Genomic DNA, 16331 nt, shown 5'->3' on the forward strand with positions numbered 1-16331 from the left:
GCACCTGGACGACCGCACCTCGTTCGACCGAGCTGTCGCGACCTGGCGCGGCAGACTGCCCGCCTACATCTACCTGAAGACGGACGGCTCGCTGCCCAAGGCACCACCAGGCAGCAAGTACAACACCAAAGCCGAGATCATCGACTACTGGAAAGGCCAGACCACGTTCGTGGACGGCCTGGCACAGGAGACCTGCCGCGACTTCTGGCACACAGGATGGGGCATCGCGGCCATCTCCCACGTCGCCGAGACCGCCCGCATCCAGGGCGTGGACCTGTACGCCAAGGCCAAGCACCGGCTGCGGTTCGCGATGGACTTCCACGCCAAATTGCAACTGGGCGCGACGGTCCCGTCGTGGCTCTGCGGCGGGAAGCTCAAGCGCGACCTCGGGAAACACTTCGAGGTCGGCTTCAACGCGCTGCACCACCGTCTCGGGTACGACGACGTTCCCTATGCCAAGAAGTGGGTCGAGCAGAGCCGCCCCGACGGGGTGTCCCACTTCCTGGGCTGGGAGACCCTCACCCACGCGCAGAACCCGGAGGGCGCCGGGACGGGTGCGTCGGACACGCCGGACTTCGACTCCGACGGTGTGGGCGACCTCTTCTCGTCCGCCACCGGAACGCTGAACATCTGGAACGGCGAGGGCGGCAACAAGTTCGGCCCGGCCGTCGCAGTCAGCCCCATCGGGACCGCCTTCTCCCGGCCGGTCGCCGGCGACTTCAACGGCGACGGGCTCAGCGACCTGATGGCAGTCAAGAAAGACACCAACAAACTGCACATCTGGAACGGCAAAGGCGCCAACAACTTCGCCACTGCCATCGAACTAGGGCCCGGCTGGGCACCGTACGCCAATACCTTGATGTCACTCGGCGACGTCAACGGAGACGGCAAGACCGACATAGGCGCCGTACACAACGACACCGGCACGCTCTACGTCTGGAACGGCAAGGGCGGCAACCAGTTCGGCTCCTCCACCGAAATCGGTTCCGGCTGGACCCCCTTCACCCGGCCGATCGCCGGCGACTTCAACGGCGACGGAATCAGCGACCTGATGGCCGTCAAGAAGGAAACCAGCAAACTGCACATCTGGAACGGCGAGGGCGGCAACGAGTTCGCCCAGGCCATCGAGCTGGGGGCCGGCTGGAAACCGTACGAGAGCACGTTGATGGCGCTGGGCGACGTCAACCAGGACGGCAAGACCGACATAGGCGCCGTGCACAGCGAGACCAAGGAACTGACCGTCTGGAACGGCAAGGGCGGCAACAGGTTCGGCTCGGGCACCGCGGTCGGCACCGGCTGGGCACAGCACTTCTGACAGGGCGCTTCGCGTGTCGAGCCGGCCCGGCTTCCGCAGCGGAAGCCGGGCCGGCTACGGCTTGGAGGGTCAGCCGATCATGACCGGCACCGTGCCCGTCATGACGCTGTGGTCAGAGCAGTACCAGTTGTTGAGCCGTGGCGCTCGACGGCAGCGCGATCAGCGCCGCGCAGAGCGCGATGAGAAGTGCGCTCTGCGCGTGCTCGCGTGGATTCACGCCAACTCCTCAGCCGGTCGGGGTGCCGGCGGCGGAGATGTCGATCACGGTGCGGTCGTCGTAGGTTCGCCGTTCGGTCCTGACGACGCTCAGGTCGGCGCCGAGCACGGGGAAGAGGTGCACCGGGGTCAGCGTCAGACGTGTCGTGCGATCCTTCCCGTGACCGCGGTCGATGTCGATTTCCAGGTGGCCGTAGTGCTTGCCTCCTGAGGTCAGCCGCAGCGTCTCCCCTGCGTTCTCCCAGGTCTCGGGCTCGCTCTGGTCGGCCGTCCAGCGGCTGAAGGCGTTGTAGCCCAGGAGCGGGCTGTCCAGTGTCGGCCCGTCGCGGCGAACGCCGCGCAGACCGTCGCCGGACACGCCGACGTCGTAGTAGTGAACTCCCCTACCGTCGCCATCGCCGTCGACGAAACTCCGCTCGAACATCTCGCTGTGACCGGAGATCACGGCTGCCACGCCGTACCTCTCGAACAGGTCGTGGTAGACCCGCATCGGCGTGCCTCCCTGGCCGGAGGTAAGGGCATGGTTCATCGGCAGGCCGTGTTCACCGCTGCTGTAAGGCGCGTGGTGGAACTGCACGAGGACGATCTGGCCCTCGGCGCGGGCGGCGCGCAGTTGCTCCTCCGCCCAGGCCCACTGCGGGCCACCGGGGTTGAAGGCGGACAGGTCGCGTCCACCGGCCGCCTCGTACTCGGCGCGGGTGAAGTTCTCCTGCGTGTCGGTTCCCGGGCCGGTGTACTGCCGGCCGGTCAGCTTCTTCTCGGGTGGATGGGCGGCGGCGCGGTCGTCCGGCTCGCCGTTGTTGCTGTCCAGAGTGAGCACCGTGACCGGTCCGTAGTCGACGCGGTAGTAGCTGTCGCGGTGTGCGGGCGTGCCGTTGTCGGGGGCGTCGAAATAGGCGTGGTACTTCGCGCGGGATCGCACGACTGCCGTGCGGTCCTGGGGCGTGCCGTACCCGCCGTTGAGCGCACCGAAGCTCTCCCAGTTTCCGAAGGCGGGCAGGATCGGGACGCCGGTCAGCAGGTCGCCGCTCTCGCCCGCGGTGTGGCGGAAGAACTCGTCCCAGCCTGGCTGGTATCCGCCGCCCTGGACGAGATCGCCGGTGAGGAGTACCGCGTCCGGTGCGCGGCTCTTCACGGTCGCCAGGTTGACGCGCAGTCCCTCGTCCTCGGTGAGGGGGTAGCGCAGGACACGAGAGCCCAGCAGGGTTGTGGTGCCGTGGGTGCGATCCCAAAGCGATCCGGGGTCGGCGGACGGGCGTGCCGTGCTACCGGTCGCGAGCGCGCCCGGCGACCACTCCCGTTTTTGCACGCGGCCACGCGGCTCGGTCTCGGAGTCGGACATCGCGATCAGCCTGATGTGCTTCCAGCGGTCCTTCGCCGGTGCGGTCTGGAAGCTTCCGCGGTGCGTTGCCGCACCCTGCTTCACGGTGTAGCGGTAGCGGCTGCCCGGCCGCAGGCCGTCGATTCTGGCGGTGTGCTTGTGGTTGCCCTGCCCTCGCAGCCACGATCCCTTGTCCAGGCCGGGGATCTCCTCGGCGAGTTCGAGGGGGGTGTAGGCCAGCGCGGGCTGCGCGTCCCCGGCGACCTCGTAGGTCCTCGGGACGCCGATGCCCGGCCCGAGAACGGTCAGCCGCCCCGGCCCGCCGTCCTCGGTGAACCACGTCAGCGTGATCCCGGACGAGCTCGGGCTCTGCAGGTAGGGCAGGACTCGGAACTCCTGCAGCGGTCGCGCCGCCGCGGCGGGAGAGGTGAGGAGGCCGATGGACAGCAGGCCCGCCATCAGCGCGCAGGCCGTCTTCCTCTTGCGCATCACGCCTCCTCAGTGCCGAAGCGTCACGTCGCCGACGACGATGCGATGGTCGGAGTACGGGGTCGAGATGACCCAGCCGGAGTCGGCGCCGACCTTGAAGTGACGGCGGTCGACGAAGATGAAGTCGATCTTCCGGTTGCTCTGGTAGGGGCGGTGGTAGTCGTCGGGGAGACCGTCGGCGCCCATGGTCCACTCGCCCTGGCGGTGACGGCAGTCCTCGGTCCCGAGTACCCACCGCCGGATGTTGCCGCGCCAGCGCGGGTCCTCGCCGTCGACCTCGTCGAAGACGCCCCGGCCGCCGCACCTGGAGTAGAAGTGATCGAGTGAGGGGAGGAAGGGCAGCTCGTTCAGGTCTCCGAGCAGGGCGACCGGCATCTGCCTGGTCATCGGGGTGATGGTGTCCGCGATCAGCTTCGCTTGGGCGTAGTTGATCGAGCGACCGTAGTAGGGGTCGTCGGCGATGGCGGGATCGTTGGGGAAGCTGGTCTCGTTGATGATGACCAGCGGCACCTCGGTGTGTGTCACGCAGGCGCGGACGACGGCCGCGTCCGGCACGGCGACGTCACCGCAGACGAGTTTGCGGAATCTCTCGCGGTAGTGGTACCCGATGTCGAGGTAGGGGGTGTCGCCGAACATCACCGGCTGGGACGGGTGCTTGCTCAGCAGTCCCATGACGTACCAGCCGCCGGGGTTCACGACCGGGTCGTAGCAGTTGGGAATGTTGTGGTTGGTCACGACGACGTGCTCGGAGAGTCCCCCGTAGCCCGGCTTGGCCTTCAGCCGGTCACGCAGGGCCACCCATTGCGTGTAGCACATCTCGTTGAGGCCGATGATCTCGGCGTTCTGCCCGGAGATCTTCGCGACCGTGTCGTCGACCGGTGCGCCGGTGCTGCCCTTGTTGAAGCCGTTTCCGGCGAAGTTGAAGTCGAGCATTCGGATCTTCCGGTCACCGTGCGCGGCTGACGGCGCGGCGTTCGCGTCGGCGGCGAGGGGTGTTGTCAGGAGCAGGGCGATTGCCGCTGCGGCTGCTGTGATGGGACGTTTCATGATCGCCACCAGAGAATTCCTGTCTAGACCAGTATTTTGCGCCGGAACGTAACACTGCCGAGCAAGGGGTGGCAAGAGGTGTGCGGGAGGAAAACCCGGCTGCGTTAGGGCGGGTGCCGCGGTCAGCGGCTCGCTGACCTGCTGACATGCATCTGTATGGCGTAGCGGTCGCCTCGATAGAGCGATCGGCCGTACTCCACGACGTTGCCCATGGTGTCCACGGCGGTGCGCTCCACGAGGAAGGCGGGCTCGTAGTCCGGCACCTCCAGCCGCCGGGCCTCGGCAGGGCTGAGCCGGGCGATCGAGACGGTCTGCTCGGCAGTCTCCAGGCGGGCGCCGTACATCTTGCCGAGCACCTCGTACAGGGAGTCGTCCCGCCCCATCTCGGCCAGCAGGGCGGGGAAGCGCTCGGCCGACAGGTTCGTACGCTCGAGGGCCATGGGGACGCCGTCCGCGGTGCGCACCCGCTCGATGAAGTGGACGGGGACGCCGGGCGCGACGCCGAGGTGGGCGGCCACGTCGCGCGGCGCCGGTCGCGTGCGGCTCCGGTAGCTCTTCGCGCCGGGCACCATGCCGCGCATGCGCATGTCCTCGCTGAACGAGCGGAAGATCTCCGAGTGGACCAGCGTCGGGTGCTGCACGAATGTGCCCCGGCCCGCCACGCGGCGCACCAGGCCCTGGGACTCCAGTTCGTCCATCGCGTTGCGCACGGTCATCCTGGCCGCTCCGAAGCGCTCGGCCAGTACGCGCTCGGATGGCAGCAGTTCGCCGTCGCGTGACGCGTGCACCAGAGTCGTCAGGACGTCTTTGATGTGCCGGCCCTTGGGGCGCCCATCGTCGGCTGTGAAGATCTCTGGCGCGAGATTCCTGACTTCGTGTCGCTGCCTTGACACAGCAGGCTCCTATCTGTCGCGCCAGACGCCCCATCTTACGAGCACTTCGCGGTGGGGCGTCCAAGACGAGGCGTTGACATTCGGTCTATACCAGTATTAGCGTCCCCGCCATGGTGCCATCAACCCGACCCAGGGAGGCCCGAATGCTTCGGACTCGTCGCGGCGTGGTGGCGGTCGTCGCCCCGCTGATAATCGGCCTCACGGCGTGCGCGCCGAGCGCCCCCGACAGTGCGAGCTCCAGCGGAGCCGCACAGCAGATCACTCTTGATGTGTGGGGTTGGCGTCAGGAGGACGTGGCCGCCTACAAGAAGATCTTCAAAATCTACGAGGACGCCCACCCGGGCGTGAAAGTGAAGTACGTGCCGTACAAGTCCACGGAGTACGACACCATCCTTCGCACCGGACTCGCCGACGCCAACGGACCCGACGTCGCGCAACTGCGCTCGTACGGCCTGCTCCAGCCACTCGTCGCGGCGGGCAGCCTGGTTCCCCTCGGTGACGAGGTCAAGGAACTGGGCGCCTTCCCCGAGACGATCCTGGACGGCGCACGCGGCGTGACCGACAAGAAGGTGTACGGCGTGCCGTTCGCCATCCAGACCATGCACGTCATCTACAACAAGGCCATTCTCAACAAGCACGGCATCGCCCCGCCTACGACGTGGGACTCGATGATCGCGGCCTTCGACAAGCTGAAGGCCGCGGAGGTCACCCCGCTCGCGGCCACCATGACCGACACCTGGATGCTGCCGGTCCAGCAGGAGATCTTCGGCGCCACCACTTACGGCGGGCACGACTACCTGAAGCGCATGCTGGCCGGCCAGGCGAAATTCACCGACCGCCCGTGGGTGGACTCGCTGACGACGTGGAAGGGCACGAGCAAGTACTGGGGCCCCCAGTTCGAAGGCACGAGTTACACAGACGCCCAGGCCCTGTTCACCTCAGGAAAGGCGGCGATGTTCCCGGGCGGGATCTGGGAGCTCGCGGCCTTCGCCAAGGCCGGCCCCGAGTTGGAGATGGGCATCTTCAACGTGCCCCCGGCACCCGGCGCCGCGGTCACCGAGCCCTTGGTCCCCGGCTTCGTCGACGGTTCGTTCGGTGTCTCGGCCAAAACGCCAGAGAAGGCAGCGGCTCTGGATCTGGTCCGCTGGATGGCCTCACCGGAGTTCGGGAAGGCCTTCTCCAAGGAACTGCGCCAGATCTCCGCGGTCCCCGCTGTCGCGCCGGAGGACCCCCTCCTCGCGCAGGCGCTCACCGCGTACCAGGCCAACCCCAGCCCGTACGTCACGTACGCGTACTTCTCCGGAGGCACGCCGACCGCTTGGGACCTGGCATCGGAATCGCTGTCGAAGTTCGCCCTCGGCCGTTCCACCGCCGATCAGGCGGCCAAGCACGTCCAGCAGGGTATTGACCAATGGTTCAAGCCGACGCCGTGAGGCCGGGCATGCGGCGGTTGGCGCGCAGGCGAGGGGGCTATCGCGCCAACCGCGTCGCATGGCGCTGGATAGCGGCGTTCTGCCTGCCCGCGCTGCTGCTCTACGGGCTGTTCGTCGTCGTCCCCCTCGTGACCGCCTTCTACTACGGCCTCTTCCGATGGGAAGGCATCCGCCAGGGGGAGTTCGTCGGCCTCGGCAACTACGGCGAGGTGCTGACCCGCTATCCGCTGAGCGAGGAGATCCCCGCCGCTCTGTGGCACAACGGGCTCTTCTTCGTCGGCACCATGGCCATCCAGAACACCGTCGGCCTCGGGCTCGCCGTCCTGCTGTACCGCAACCCCCGCGGCAAGCGGTTCTTCCAGACGGTCTTCTCTCTCCCGTACCTGATCAGCCCGCTGATCGTCGGCTACATCTGGTCGCTGCTGCTGAGCCCGTCCTTCGGTCCGGTCAACTTCATGCTGCGCACGGTCGGGCTGGACTCGTGGGCGCGACCGTGGCTGGGCGAGCCGGACACCGCGCTGCCTGTCCTCATCCTGGTCAACGCGTGGCAGTGGGTCGGCGGTCCCATGCTGATCTTCCTCGCCGCGCTGGGCGGCATTCCACGCGAGTTGGAGGAGGCGGCGGCCATGGACGGCGCATCGGCCTTCCGGACCTTCTGGAGCGTGCGCTTCCCGCTGCTCATGCCGGCGGTAGGGGTCATCACCGTGCTGACGTTCATCGGATGCTTCAACATCTTCGACCTGGTCTACGCCCTGGGCGGATCGGACGGAGGCCCCGGAGGCGCGATGGACGTCCTGGGCCTGCTCTACTACCGCACAGCCTTCGAAGGCGGCACGAACGCGATCGGTGAATCCTCCGCCCTCGCCATAATGATCTTCGCTCTCGTCTTCGGAATCTCCGTCGTGCTGGAACGGGTTCTGCGCCGGCGAGAGGTGACCCCGTGAAAAGACTGGTGGTGCCGCTCAGCGCCCAGGTCATGTTGTGGACCTACGCCGCGATCGCCTTCGGACCGCTCGTCCTGGTGGTGATCGGATCGTTCCGCTCCAACGCCGACATCCTGCAGCAGCCCGTGGGCCTGCCGGATTCGGTGAACCTGGCCAACTATCTCCGTGCCTGGGAGACCGCCTCGGTCTCGACCTACTTCGCCAATTCCATCCTGGTCACGGTGGGCGCGGTCGCGCTGTGCGTGGCGGTGTCGACGATGGCCGCCTACGCCCTGTCCCGCTGGAGATTTCGCGGTCGTGCGCTTCTGGCGGCGTTCTTCCTGTCCGGTTTGATGATCCCGGCCAAGCTTGGGCTGCTGCCGGTGTTCTACATGTTCCAGTCCATGGGACTGATCGACACCCGGCTCGGCCTGATCCTCCTCTACGCGGCGAGCGGCGTGCCGTTCTCGTTCTTCGTGATCATGGGGTTCATGCGCGGACTGCCGACCGAACTGGAGGAGGCCGCCCGCCTGGACGGCGCAGGGGAAGGCCGGTTGTTCGTGTCGGTGGCGCTGCCTCTCATGCGGCCCGCGCTGGCCGTGGTCACGGTGTTCCAGTTCGCGCCCACGTGGAATGACTTCTTCTATCCACTCGTCCTGTTGAGGAGCGATGACAAGTACACCATCCCGGTGGGACTGACCCGCTTCTTCGGCGAGTTCGCCACCGATCGCGCGACGCTCTTCGCCGGTCTGGTGATCGCGCTCGTGCCGCTCGCGCTGGTCTTCGCGTTCGCCACTCGGCAGATCATCGCCGGGTTGACGGCAGGGATGTCCCGATGAGCACCCACCAGACCGTGGTCTGCATCGACGGCGGCAAATCCGGACTACGCCTGCTGGTGACCGATGGGGAACGCCGCGAATACGGCGTTGGACCAGGCCTGATCTATCACCCGCACGAGGACGGTGTCGACCGCATCCTCGACAGTGTCAGAGACGCCGCGGCCAAGCTGGCGCAGCCCCCGGCCCCGGCGGCCGTGGTCGCCGGCCTCACCGCGGTGCCGGGAGATCCGGCTCACCGGCGCCTGCTCGCCCGGCGGCTGGAGGAGTTCTTCGGTTGCCCGGCGCTGGTGGTAGAGGACGGTCTGCTGGCGCACGCCGGTGCGCTCGCCGGGGTGGGCACGGTGATCTGCGCGGGCACCGGCACCACGGTGCTGGGCATCGGCGCATCCGGTCGAAGGGTCAAGGTCGACGGCTGGGGCCCAGCCCTCGGTGACCGCGGCAGCGCGTACGCCGTCGGCCTGGCGGGCATGCGCGCGGCCACGGCGGCACATGATGGCACCGGACCGGCCACCCAGCTCGCCGACCGGTTGACGCGCGAGCTCGGCGGCACCGACCTGGCGAGCTTGCAGGCGTTCTACCGGGACGCCGAGCTGGTGGCGCGCATCGCCGGGTTCGCCCGGGAGGTCGTGGAGGCAGCGGACCACGACGCGGTGGCCGGTGCGATCTGCGATGAGGCCGCAGCCCAGCTCGCCGCGTCCGCGGCGACGGCGGCCTCCCTCCTTCCGGAGGTGGGCCGCCGCGTCTCATGGAGCGGCCGGTTCATCGATCCCGGCGGGCCGCTGCACACGAAGCTGGCGGCCGCGCTCGCCGGTCGTGGGCTGGACCTGCTCCCGCCAGTGGCGGGTCCGCTGGAGGGTGGGCCGGTGCTCCTGCGGCAGGAAGAGCCTTACCAATCCTTGTTGTGTATCGAAACCTGAGGAAAAAGATGAGAGTTGGACACGGCGTCGATCACCTGGAGATTGTCGCCGGCGAGGTGATGGGGGGATATGTCGACCGGCTGCAGGGGGTGTCCGACGTGCTCGACCCCCTCGAGATCCACGCCGTCACGTTCGCGGACGGGAAGCACAGATTCGCCCTCATCGTGGCCGACCTGGTCTGTGTGAACAGCGACGTCGTGGAGCGCATCCGGGCCACCACGAGCGCGGTGGGCGTCGACTCGTGCTGGGTCGCGGCGACCCATACCCATGCCGGGCCGGAATCGGGCTGCAGCCCGGGCGGTGCCCCGACACCTCCAGAGCTCGCCGAGCGCCTCGTTTCAGCCGCGATGCGCGCCACCACCGCGGCGCTCGCGGACGAACGGAATGCCACGCTGCACACCAGCCGCACAAAGATTTCGGATCTTGCCAGCCGTCGTCACCTTCCGGAGTGGCAAGCGATCGACATACCGGTGGACGTGCTCGTGGTGAGCTCGGAGGGCCAGGCCGTGGGGGCGATCGTGGTCTCGCCCGTGCACCCCACGGTTCTCCCATCCGACAACCACAGCGCCAGCGCCGACCTCAGCGGAGGTATCAGGCGCGCGCTCACCACCCCCGCGCACTGGGTGGTGGCGGCCACCGGGCCCGCGGGAGACATCAGCACCAGACACACCCGGCAGGGACGCGATCAGCGGGAGGTCGACCGGCTCGGCGCACTCGTGGCCGATCGGCTCCACGACACGATGCATCCGGCGGACGCCCCGGAGAACATGGCGCTCGTCCCTCCGGTGCCGGCAAGTGTCCGGCTCACGGCGAAGCAGCCGCAAGAGGCAGTGGTCCCGGGCGACGGCGGCGTCACCCACGGGCGCAGCCTGAGCGTCCTTGAACAGGGACGGCGAATCGCGCGCGACCTGATGGACCGCGATCACTCCGATCCGTACGAGATCGAGGTGCATGCGGTCGGTCTGGGCGCTGTCACGCTGGTGGCCGTACCGGGCGAGCTGTTCCTGGAGCTGGGAGAGAAGATCCGTGACGGGGCGGCGGCGCCGGGCATCGACGTCGTCGTCCTGGGCTACGCCAACGGCTATCTCGGATATCTGCCGAGCCGTGACACCCCGACGAGCTACGAGACCCTGGTCAGCCCGGTCGCCAAGGGAAGCGGCGAACTCGTCGTGGCAGCCGCGATCGACGCGGCGGCGGAAGTCATGAACCGGAGGATCAAGGATGACCGCATCTGAGTTCGCGGCGCAGGCCCCAGCTCTGATGAGCCGGATCCTGGGCACGCAGATGCCCGCGATACAGGAGGTTGCCGACCTGGTGGCCTCGCTTCCATCGGTGTCGGTGGCATGGAAAGGCCTGGCGGTCCGGGCATAGCGGTTACGCTTGCCGGCGTCCCGCGTCACTTCTCGCTGGACTCCAGTGCTCCCACGGAACAGCGACGGAACAAGAGCAGAGCATGGAGGCGGCTGTGGCAATGCCGAAGAAGGGCTCGCGGCTCATCACCGTCGACGGCGCCGTATTCCGCTGGCGGGTCAGCCACAAGCCGACCTACAGCCAAGGCAACGACTGGAGTCCGCTCAGCTTCGCCGTCGAGCGAGCCGAGGAGCCGGGAGGCGTTCTCGTGGTGTCGCTCCCCTGTGCCCGGCCGGACAACTGGCTAGGAGCGCGAACGATCGCGATCCGTCCCGTCCTCGTCGTCGGATGCATTCGCCGGGCCCTAGGACAAGGATGGAACTCGGCGCAACCGGGCTCGGCATTCACCCTCAGCGTTACTGAGGACGAACTGACCGCGCTCCTGGGCGAACCGCCTCAATACCTGATCCCCTTCCTCTGGGGCATGATCCCGGAAGGTGGCGGCATCGAGGACCTCCCTCGATGCACCCAGATTTGGAGCCGGGACACGCCGAGCATCAACTAGGCACGGCCGCGGCAGAATCAGCTGAAACAGGCTTGGCTCATCCGACTTCCGATCCTCGCTCGCCTGCGCCGCGGCGAGGCGGTGGTGAGCCACGAGGAACTGGCGGCGTTCTCGGAGGAATTGAGGTTGCTCTCCATCCACTGGGCGGAGGTGGCACGGCCAGGAACATGGCGTCTGCCCGCCGTGGATCGGGGCGGCGTGACGGCCTGTCACGCCGCCCGTGACTGCTCAGGAGAGGAAGCTGCCGTAGGGGCCGCGGAGGATGCCGTCTTTCTGTGCCTGGCTGAAGTGGCAGTTCGGGTACGCGTAGAAGGATGCCGACATGCACGTGCCATCGGTGGACGTGGCGTCGGGCAGCCCGAACGCGTGCCCCAGTTCGTGCACCATACCGCCGTACCAGCGATTCATCGCGCCGTTGATGCCTGCGGCGCCGTCAGCGTCGTGGCCGCTGAGGATCACCCACCCGTTGCCGCCGCCACCACCGGCGCCCTCGCCCTCAGCGCTGATCTCGCCGACGTTGAGCCAACGGCTGTCCGGTGCGCCAAGGCCGAACTTGCGACGCAGTTCGGCCTGCATGTTGCACACTGACCACCAGTACTTCTCACCGCAGTTCGGCGTGTTCTCGTACCAGCTTCGCAACTGGTCGCCGTTGACGACCTCGACGACCGGGCTGTTCAACGTGAACGTCTTGCCCAACTCCTGCTTGAAGAAGCGCTGCGCCTCCTGCATGACCTTGGCGATGCCGTCCGGGTACCGCTGGTCGTACGCCACGTCCGACGGCTTGAGCCAGAAGACCCGCACCGTCCGCACCGGCGGGATACCCGGCGACGGGGTCACGGTTGGGGAAGGGGTCACGGTGGGGGAAGGCGTCGTGCTGCCCGTGCAGGCGACGCCGTTGAGCGTGAAACTGGTCGGCACGGGATTGCTGGAGTTGTTCCAGGTGCCGTTGAATCCGAACGAGGCGCTGCCGCCCGTTGCCATGGAGCCGTTCCAGCTCACGTTGGAGGCGGTCACCGCACTGCCGCTCTGCGTCACGCCGGCGTTCCACGCCTGACTTATCGTCTGCCCGGCGCCGAAGCTCCAGCGCAGGGTCCAGCTCGCGAGTGGATCACCCAGGTTCTTGATCGCGACGTTGGCGCCGAAGCCGCCGCCCCACTGGCTGCCTACGGTGTAGGTGACCTGACAGCCGACCGCGGCAGCATGCGCCGTAACCGTGGTCGCCACCGCGGCGCTGACCAGGCAGACGGCTAAGGCCCAAGCGACAAGGCCCCTGCGTAATCCTCGTTGGTGCATCCGTTCCTCCATTCGCCTCGAACCCGCTGTAGTTCACGAACTACTTCGGGCTCACGACGCCCACCATGGGCGGCATCGCGGCCGCCGGCGCCGCAGTCGGGTCCCGCGCCATCGCAAGGTGCGGCGAGAAATGGCACGGGAAGAGCACGGGGGATCACCATGACTACCCTCGACAACAGAGGAACCCGAACCGTCGCACCTATGTCAATAAACGCGGATGGAAGCCACTGCCGACGTGGGAAAACGCTCTAAAGAATCCGAAAGTTTCAGACCGGCGCGCCGGGAACCGGCCACCTGAGCCATGGCGGCAAACGCTGTGCAGCTCGGGCCCTATTAATGACGCGGCCATAGTCACCACAGGGGCCTGAGAGCCTAACCAGCGAAGATGACGAAGACTTGCCATGCCAGGCCTGCATCACCAGACGTTCCGTTTCACGGAAGTGTTGTTTGTACCTGCGTTAGCAAGATCGTAATTACGCAAAGTCGTTTGTCGTACCGATGGCCACTCTCCGGCGCATGGCAGGCGATTCCGACCATCACATTCGGTCAGGCGTGTGCCGGGGCCGCACGGATCGCGGTGTTGCCGGCGGGACGGGGCGGCATCGAGTAGGTGGCGGCCAGCGCGGTGACGATTTCGGTGATTCGCTGGCGTAGGTCGGCCGGCGTCAGGATCTCAGCCTCAGCGCCGAGCCGGAGCAGGACTTCGGCGGCGTGGTCGACCGACTCGATCGGGATGGTGACCTCGATCCGGCCGTCGGTGTCCGGTGGCCCGGCAGTGGACTGGGCGGCTCGCGCGACGGCCGGCTCCAGCAGGTCGGGTAGCCGTCGCAAGAGATCCGGCGACACGCGCATGATCGCCTCGCGGCGATGGCGCCGGGCATCGAACTGGTCGAGATAGGACGTCCAGTGTTCGGCCAGGTCGAACCCGTCGGGCCGCTCGAAGACGGTCTCCAGGATCCGCAGCCGCAGGATCTGGGAGACACGGTAGGTGCGGATGGACTCCGATCCGGAGGCCACCACATACCAGTGGCCGGCCTTGAACACCATGCCGTAGGGCTCCAGCGTGTGGGTCACCTCCTGGGGTGCCGCCCAGCGCCGGTAACGGATCCGGATCCGTCGCTGGTGCCACACGGCGTCGACCACGGCGGCCAGGTGCGGGATGGTCTCCGCCTCGGCGTACCAGCCGGAGGTGTCCAGATGGAACCGCTGCCGCAGCGCCCCGGCCCGTTCCCGCAGCTCTTGGGGCAGGGCAGCCATCAGCTTGAGCTGGGCGGTGGCCAGCGCGGTGCCCAATCCCAGATCGGCGGCGGGGCCGGGAAGTCCGGCGAGGAAGAGCACCTCGGCCTCGCCGGGGGTCAGGCCGGTCAGGCGGGTGCGGTACCCGTCGACAAGGCGGTAACCGCCGGCGTGACCTGCCTCGCCGTAGAGCGGGACACCCGCCGAGCTCAGCGACTCCACGTCCCGGTACACTGTGCGCACCGAGACGCCGAGTTCGTCGGCGAGCTGCTGAGCGGTCAACCGACCTCGAGCCTGGACCAGCAGGAGGATGGAGAGCAGTCGGCTTGCGCGCATATCGCAAGTGTGCCCAACTTCACTGACATAACGTGTCAGGGAAGCTCGGCGATCATGGCCGCATGACAGCAACCCAAACCCGCGTCGACGGCCGCCACGACTTCGATTTCATCTTCGGGCGATGGACCATCCACAACCGGAAACTGACCAACATGCTCGAACCCGGGTCCGCGGAGTGGACCGAGTTCACCGCTGAGGGAGAGGCCCGTCCGATCCTGGGCGGGCTCGGCAATATCGACAGCTTCATCACCACGGACCTGCCCGGCCGCGGAGCGTACGAGGGCATGACCTTGCGACTGTTCGACCCGCAGGCCGATGTGTGGCGCATCTGGTGGGCCTCCACCGGCATGCCCGGACGCCTCGACCCTCCGATGGAGGGCCGCTTCGTCGACGGACAGGGCGTCTTCTTCTGCGACGACGTGCTGGACGGACGACCCATCAAAGTCCGGTTCGACTGGACACCCGGCGTGGAGTCGGCGCGGTGGGAGCAGGCTTTCTCCTTTGACGACGGCCAGACCTGGGAGCAGAACTGGATCATGTCCTTCACGCGCGTCTGACGACAGCCGGGCAACGACACACCGGTATCCGCGTTCGGACGGCTACCGGGCCGTCCTGGCCGACCACCGCGGCCCCGGCCAGCTCCAGCTCTGGCGCTTCGAAGAGACGACGGTGCCCGGCGAGCACGTTCCCCGGTAGCCGACCGCGGCCGGGATCGGCGTGCCCGGCTCACCAGAGGCGTCGTCGGCCTGGTCGTTCAGAAGTGGACCTTCACGGCGACCACGTAGTCAGGAAATGTGTACCTCTGCCCTCTTGAAAGGCCGCCGACGGTTTCCCTGCAGTTGGGAACCGAATGCACGGTGACCCGCTTATAGGAGCCCCCCAGTTCGTGGTAGACGGTCAAGGGCGGTGTCCTCACATGGCAAGAGCCGTCGGGCGGGTCGATGATGCGTTCTCCGTTGATGATGAGGAGGCCCGGGACCGCATGTGCCGGTGTCGGGAAGAGGGTCATGCCTCCCGCGAGGAGGAGTGCCATCGGTAGGGCCCGGAGCTTGTGTGACATGCCGTCTCCTCGGACGAGTGATGAGATAGGCGCAGCGACCTTGTCGTTGCGCGGTAATGATTGCCGCCGTCGCTCACGCCGTGGTCACCGCTCGGTCACTCCAATGGCGTTGAGGTGGCGAGGTCCAAGGGGTGTATCTCATGGAGATACTTGGCTACTTCACTGGACCTTGAATCACTGGTGGTTGATCAGCTCGGCGAGGGCTTGCCGGTCCTGTTCGGACAGGTCCTGCAGAAGGGCGATCACCGGCTCCGGCACCTGCATCGAAGCCTCGGCGATGGCGTCGTCTCCGCTGTGATCAAGTCTGATGACGATCTCCGTGAGCGCTCTGTGGGCATCCCCGACCACGAGGTTCAGCCGCAGCCGGGTGCGCCGCCCGCTCCCGGCGCGGACGTCTCCGGCATCAGTTGCGGAAGATCACCCGAAGCGACGTCCCTCAGGTGTTGAACGTCTTGAGCGGTCACCAGCGCGCGGGCACGTTCACCGCGCTGCGGTCGCTGTTCGCTACCGCGGTGACCCCTTGCGGCGCTGCCGGAGGCTTGGCGACGAGGTGAGGAGACGGCTGGGGTTAGGAGACCTTTGTGAAGGTCATGTCCATCCAGTGCAGCCAATCCGAGCCGTTGTCGATGCGTTCCCACTTGGCCGTCATAGTGGTGTGGTCTTCGGCGATCACCAGTGTGGCCCGTTCTGTTTCGCCGGCGAATGTCCAGATGCCGTTGTCGTTCACGCTCGCCCGCATCGTGCCGAAGTCGCCCCGGTTGTCGAAGGAGCGCATGGGGTAGGTCCGGGTCTCGGGATCGTAGGGGCCGATCATTTCGATGACTTCGACCTTGTCATTGTTGATGCGCACGTCCACGCGGTGAATGAGGAAGAACCTGCCCTCCAGCCACTCGTATGTGTCGGATCCGGTGATCTGGAGGGCGGGTTCGGTCGAGGTGGCGACCGTCTGCCCTTGTGAACGCCACCGGCCGACCAGCGCGTTCAGGTGCTCGTTCTCCGGTGTCGACGCTTGGGTGTTGTCGGGCATGGCGCGTTTCCCCTGATCCAGAAAGTGTGTAAGATGTTGCTTAAATACTTACAAGCGATCCGGTGGATGCG

General features: G+C 67.1%; 17 protein-coding genes. 9 read left to right on the forward strand and 8 right to left on the reverse strand.

Annotated features, from left to right (window positions below; translation table 11 throughout):
• On the forward strand, positions 1-1315 hold a 1315-nt coding region (locus tag MBA17_RS28850; protein ID WP_238499756.1), incomplete at its 5' end, for an FG-GAP repeat domain-containing protein.
• A gap of 226 nt (positions 1316-1541) precedes the next feature.
• On the opposite strand, the gene MBA17_RS28855 is transcribed toward MBA17_RS28850, so the two are convergent.
• The 3 genes from MBA17_RS28855 to MBA17_RS28865 all read right to left on the reverse strand — a co-directional run bounded on the left by MBA17_RS28855 (position 1542) and on the right by MBA17_RS28865 (position 5281).
• Positions 1542-3341, reverse strand: coding sequence for a metallophosphoesterase family protein (locus tag MBA17_RS28855; RefSeq protein ID WP_238499757.1), 1800 nt, complete (start codon positions 3339-3341; stop codon positions 1542-1544).
• Between the two features lie 9 nt (positions 3342-3350).
• On the reverse strand, positions 3351-4388 hold the full coding sequence (locus tag MBA17_RS28860) for an endonuclease/exonuclease/phosphatase family protein (RefSeq protein ID WP_238499758.1): 1038 nt from the start codon (positions 4386-4388) through the stop codon (positions 3351-3353).
• Between the two features lie 122 nt (positions 4389-4510).
• Positions 4511-5281: a GntR family transcriptional regulator gene (locus tag MBA17_RS28865; RefSeq protein ID WP_238499759.1), complete on the reverse strand. Its 771-nt coding sequence runs from the start codon at positions 5279-5281 to the stop codon at positions 4511-4513.
• A 143-nt stretch (positions 5282-5424) separates the two neighbouring features.
• Between MBA17_RS28865 and MBA17_RS28870 the strand changes: the two genes are divergently transcribed.
• The 7 genes from MBA17_RS28870 to MBA17_RS28900 all read left to right on the forward strand — a co-directional run bounded on the left by MBA17_RS28870 (position 5425) and on the right by MBA17_RS28900 (position 11308).
• Positions 5425-6714 carry an ABC transporter substrate-binding protein gene (locus MBA17_RS28870; RefSeq protein ID WP_238499760.1) on the forward strand — a complete coding sequence of 430 codons (1290 nt, stop codon included), beginning with the start codon at positions 5425-5427 and terminating at the stop codon, positions 6712-6714.
• Positions 6715-6722: 8 nt separating this feature from the next.
• Positions 6723-7658, forward strand: coding sequence for a carbohydrate ABC transporter permease (locus MBA17_RS28875; RefSeq protein ID WP_238499761.1), 936 nt, complete (start codon positions 6723-6725; stop codon positions 7656-7658).
• Positions 7655-8476, forward strand: coding sequence for a carbohydrate ABC transporter permease (locus MBA17_RS28880; RefSeq protein ID WP_238499762.1), 822 nt, complete (start codon positions 7655-7657; stop codon positions 8474-8476). The genes MBA17_RS28875 and MBA17_RS28880 overlap by 4 nt, the downstream gene beginning before the upstream one ends.
• Complete coding sequence (locus MBA17_RS28885) at positions 8473-9393, forward strand: N-acetylglucosamine kinase (protein ID WP_238499763.1); 921 nt, start codon at positions 8473-8475, stop codon at positions 9391-9393. The genes MBA17_RS28880 and MBA17_RS28885 overlap by 4 nt, the downstream gene beginning before the upstream one ends.
• Before the next feature lie 164 nt (positions 9394-9557).
• Entirely contained in the window at positions 9558-10628 is a 1071-nt protein-coding gene (locus MBA17_RS28890; protein WP_238499764.1) for a hypothetical protein, read from the forward strand.
• Positions 10615-10764 (forward strand): hypothetical protein, encoded by a 150-nt coding sequence (locus MBA17_RS28895; protein ID WP_238499765.1) that lies wholly within the window; start codon positions 10615-10617, stop codon positions 10762-10764. Before MBA17_RS28890 ends, MBA17_RS28895 begins: the two co-directional genes overlap by 14 nt.
• A gap of 94 nt (positions 10765-10858) precedes the next feature.
• The gene (locus MBA17_RS28900) at positions 10859-11308 is read left to right on the forward strand and encodes a hypothetical protein (RefSeq protein WP_238499766.1); all 450 of its coding nucleotides are present in this window, start codon (positions 10859-10861) and stop codon (positions 11306-11308) included.
• Between the two features lie 228 nt (positions 11309-11536).
• Here the strand turns inward: MBA17_RS28900 and MBA17_RS28905 are convergent, their stop codons facing one another.
• The gene (locus MBA17_RS28905) at positions 11537-12613 is read right to left on the reverse strand and encodes a cellulose-binding domain-containing protein (protein WP_238499767.1); all 1077 of its coding nucleotides are present in this window, start codon (positions 12611-12613) and stop codon (positions 11537-11539) included.
• Positions 12614-13147: 534 nt separating this feature from the next.
• A complete protein-coding gene (locus MBA17_RS28910; protein ID WP_238499768.1) occupies positions 13148-14173 on the reverse strand; it encodes a helix-turn-helix transcriptional regulator in 1026 nt (341 codons plus the stop codon).
• Between the two features lie 62 nt (positions 14174-14235).
• Here MBA17_RS28910 and MBA17_RS28915 point away from each other — a divergent pair, with 62 nt between their 5' ends.
• A complete protein-coding gene (locus MBA17_RS28915) occupies positions 14236-14730 on the forward strand; it encodes a hypothetical protein (RefSeq protein WP_238499769.1) in 495 nt (164 codons plus the stop codon).
• A gap of 197 nt (positions 14731-14927) precedes the next feature.
• Here MBA17_RS28915 and MBA17_RS28920 read toward each other — a convergent pair whose 3' ends face one another.
• The 3 genes from MBA17_RS28920 to MBA17_RS28930 form a co-directional block, all read right to left on the reverse strand.
• Entirely contained in the window at positions 14928-15233 is a 306-nt protein-coding gene (locus MBA17_RS28920) for a hypothetical protein (RefSeq protein WP_238499770.1), read from the reverse strand.
• Between the two features lie 174 nt (positions 15234-15407).
• Positions 15408-15581 carry a hypothetical protein gene (locus MBA17_RS28925; RefSeq protein WP_238499771.1) on the reverse strand — a complete coding sequence of 58 codons (174 nt, stop codon included), beginning with the start codon at positions 15579-15581 and terminating at the stop codon, positions 15408-15410.
• Positions 15582-15801: 220 nt separating this feature from the next.
• Complete coding sequence (locus MBA17_RS28930; RefSeq protein ID WP_238499772.1) at positions 15802-16260, reverse strand: DUF1579 family protein; 459 nt, start codon at positions 16258-16260, stop codon at positions 15802-15804.
• Positions 16261-16331: the final 71 nt, after the last annotated feature.

Origin of the sequence: Dolomitihabitans soli, from assembly GCF_022213955.1 — a bacterium.
GTDB classification, from domain to species: domain Bacteria; phylum Actinomycetota; class Actinomycetes; order Streptosporangiales; family Streptosporangiaceae; genus Streptosporangium_A; species Streptosporangium_A soli.

What these genes read in the sequence shown, in the direction of transcription:
- MBA17_RS28855 (WP_238499757.1), bottom strand. Translation starts at nt 3,341, where the DNA reads ATGCGCAAGAGGAAGACGGCCTGCGCGCTGATGGCGGGCCTGCTGTCC.
- MBA17_RS28860 (WP_238499758.1), bottom strand. Translation starts at nt 4,388, where the DNA reads ATGAAACGTCCCATCACAGCAGCCGCAGCGGCAATCGCCCTGCTCCTG.
- MBA17_RS28870 (WP_238499760.1), top strand. Translation starts at nt 5,425, where the DNA reads ATGCTTCGGACTCGTCGCGGCGTGGTGGCGGTCGTCGCCCCGCTGATA.
- MBA17_RS28875 (WP_238499761.1), top strand. Translation starts at nt 6,723, where the DNA reads ATGCGGCGGTTGGCGCGCAGGCGAGGGGGCTATCGCGCCAACCGCGTC.
- MBA17_RS28885 (WP_238499763.1), top strand. Translation starts at nt 8,473, where the DNA reads ATGAGCACCCACCAGACCGTGGTCTGCATCGACGGCGGCAAATCCGGA.
- MBA17_RS28895 (WP_238499765.1), top strand. Translation starts at nt 10,615, where the DNA reads ATGACCGCATCTGAGTTCGCGGCGCAGGCCCCAGCTCTGATGAGCCGG.
- MBA17_RS28905 (WP_238499767.1), bottom strand. Translation starts at nt 12,613, where the DNA reads ATGGAGGAACGGATGCACCAACGAGGATTACGCAGGGGCCTTGTCGCT.
- MBA17_RS28910 (WP_238499768.1), bottom strand. Translation starts at nt 14,173, where the DNA reads ATGCGCGCAAGCCGACTGCTCTCCATCCTCCTGCTGGTCCAGGCTCGA.
- MBA17_RS28915 (WP_238499769.1), top strand. Translation starts at nt 14,236, where the DNA reads ATGACAGCAACCCAAACCCGCGTCGACGGCCGCCACGACTTCGATTTC.
- MBA17_RS28920 (WP_238499770.1), bottom strand. Translation starts at nt 15,233, where the DNA reads ATGTCACACAAGCTCCGGGCCCTACCGATGGCACTCCTCCTCGCGGGA.
- MBA17_RS28930 (WP_238499772.1), bottom strand. Translation starts at nt 16,260, where the DNA reads ATGCCCGACAACACCCAAGCGTCGACACCGGAGAACGAGCACCTGAAC.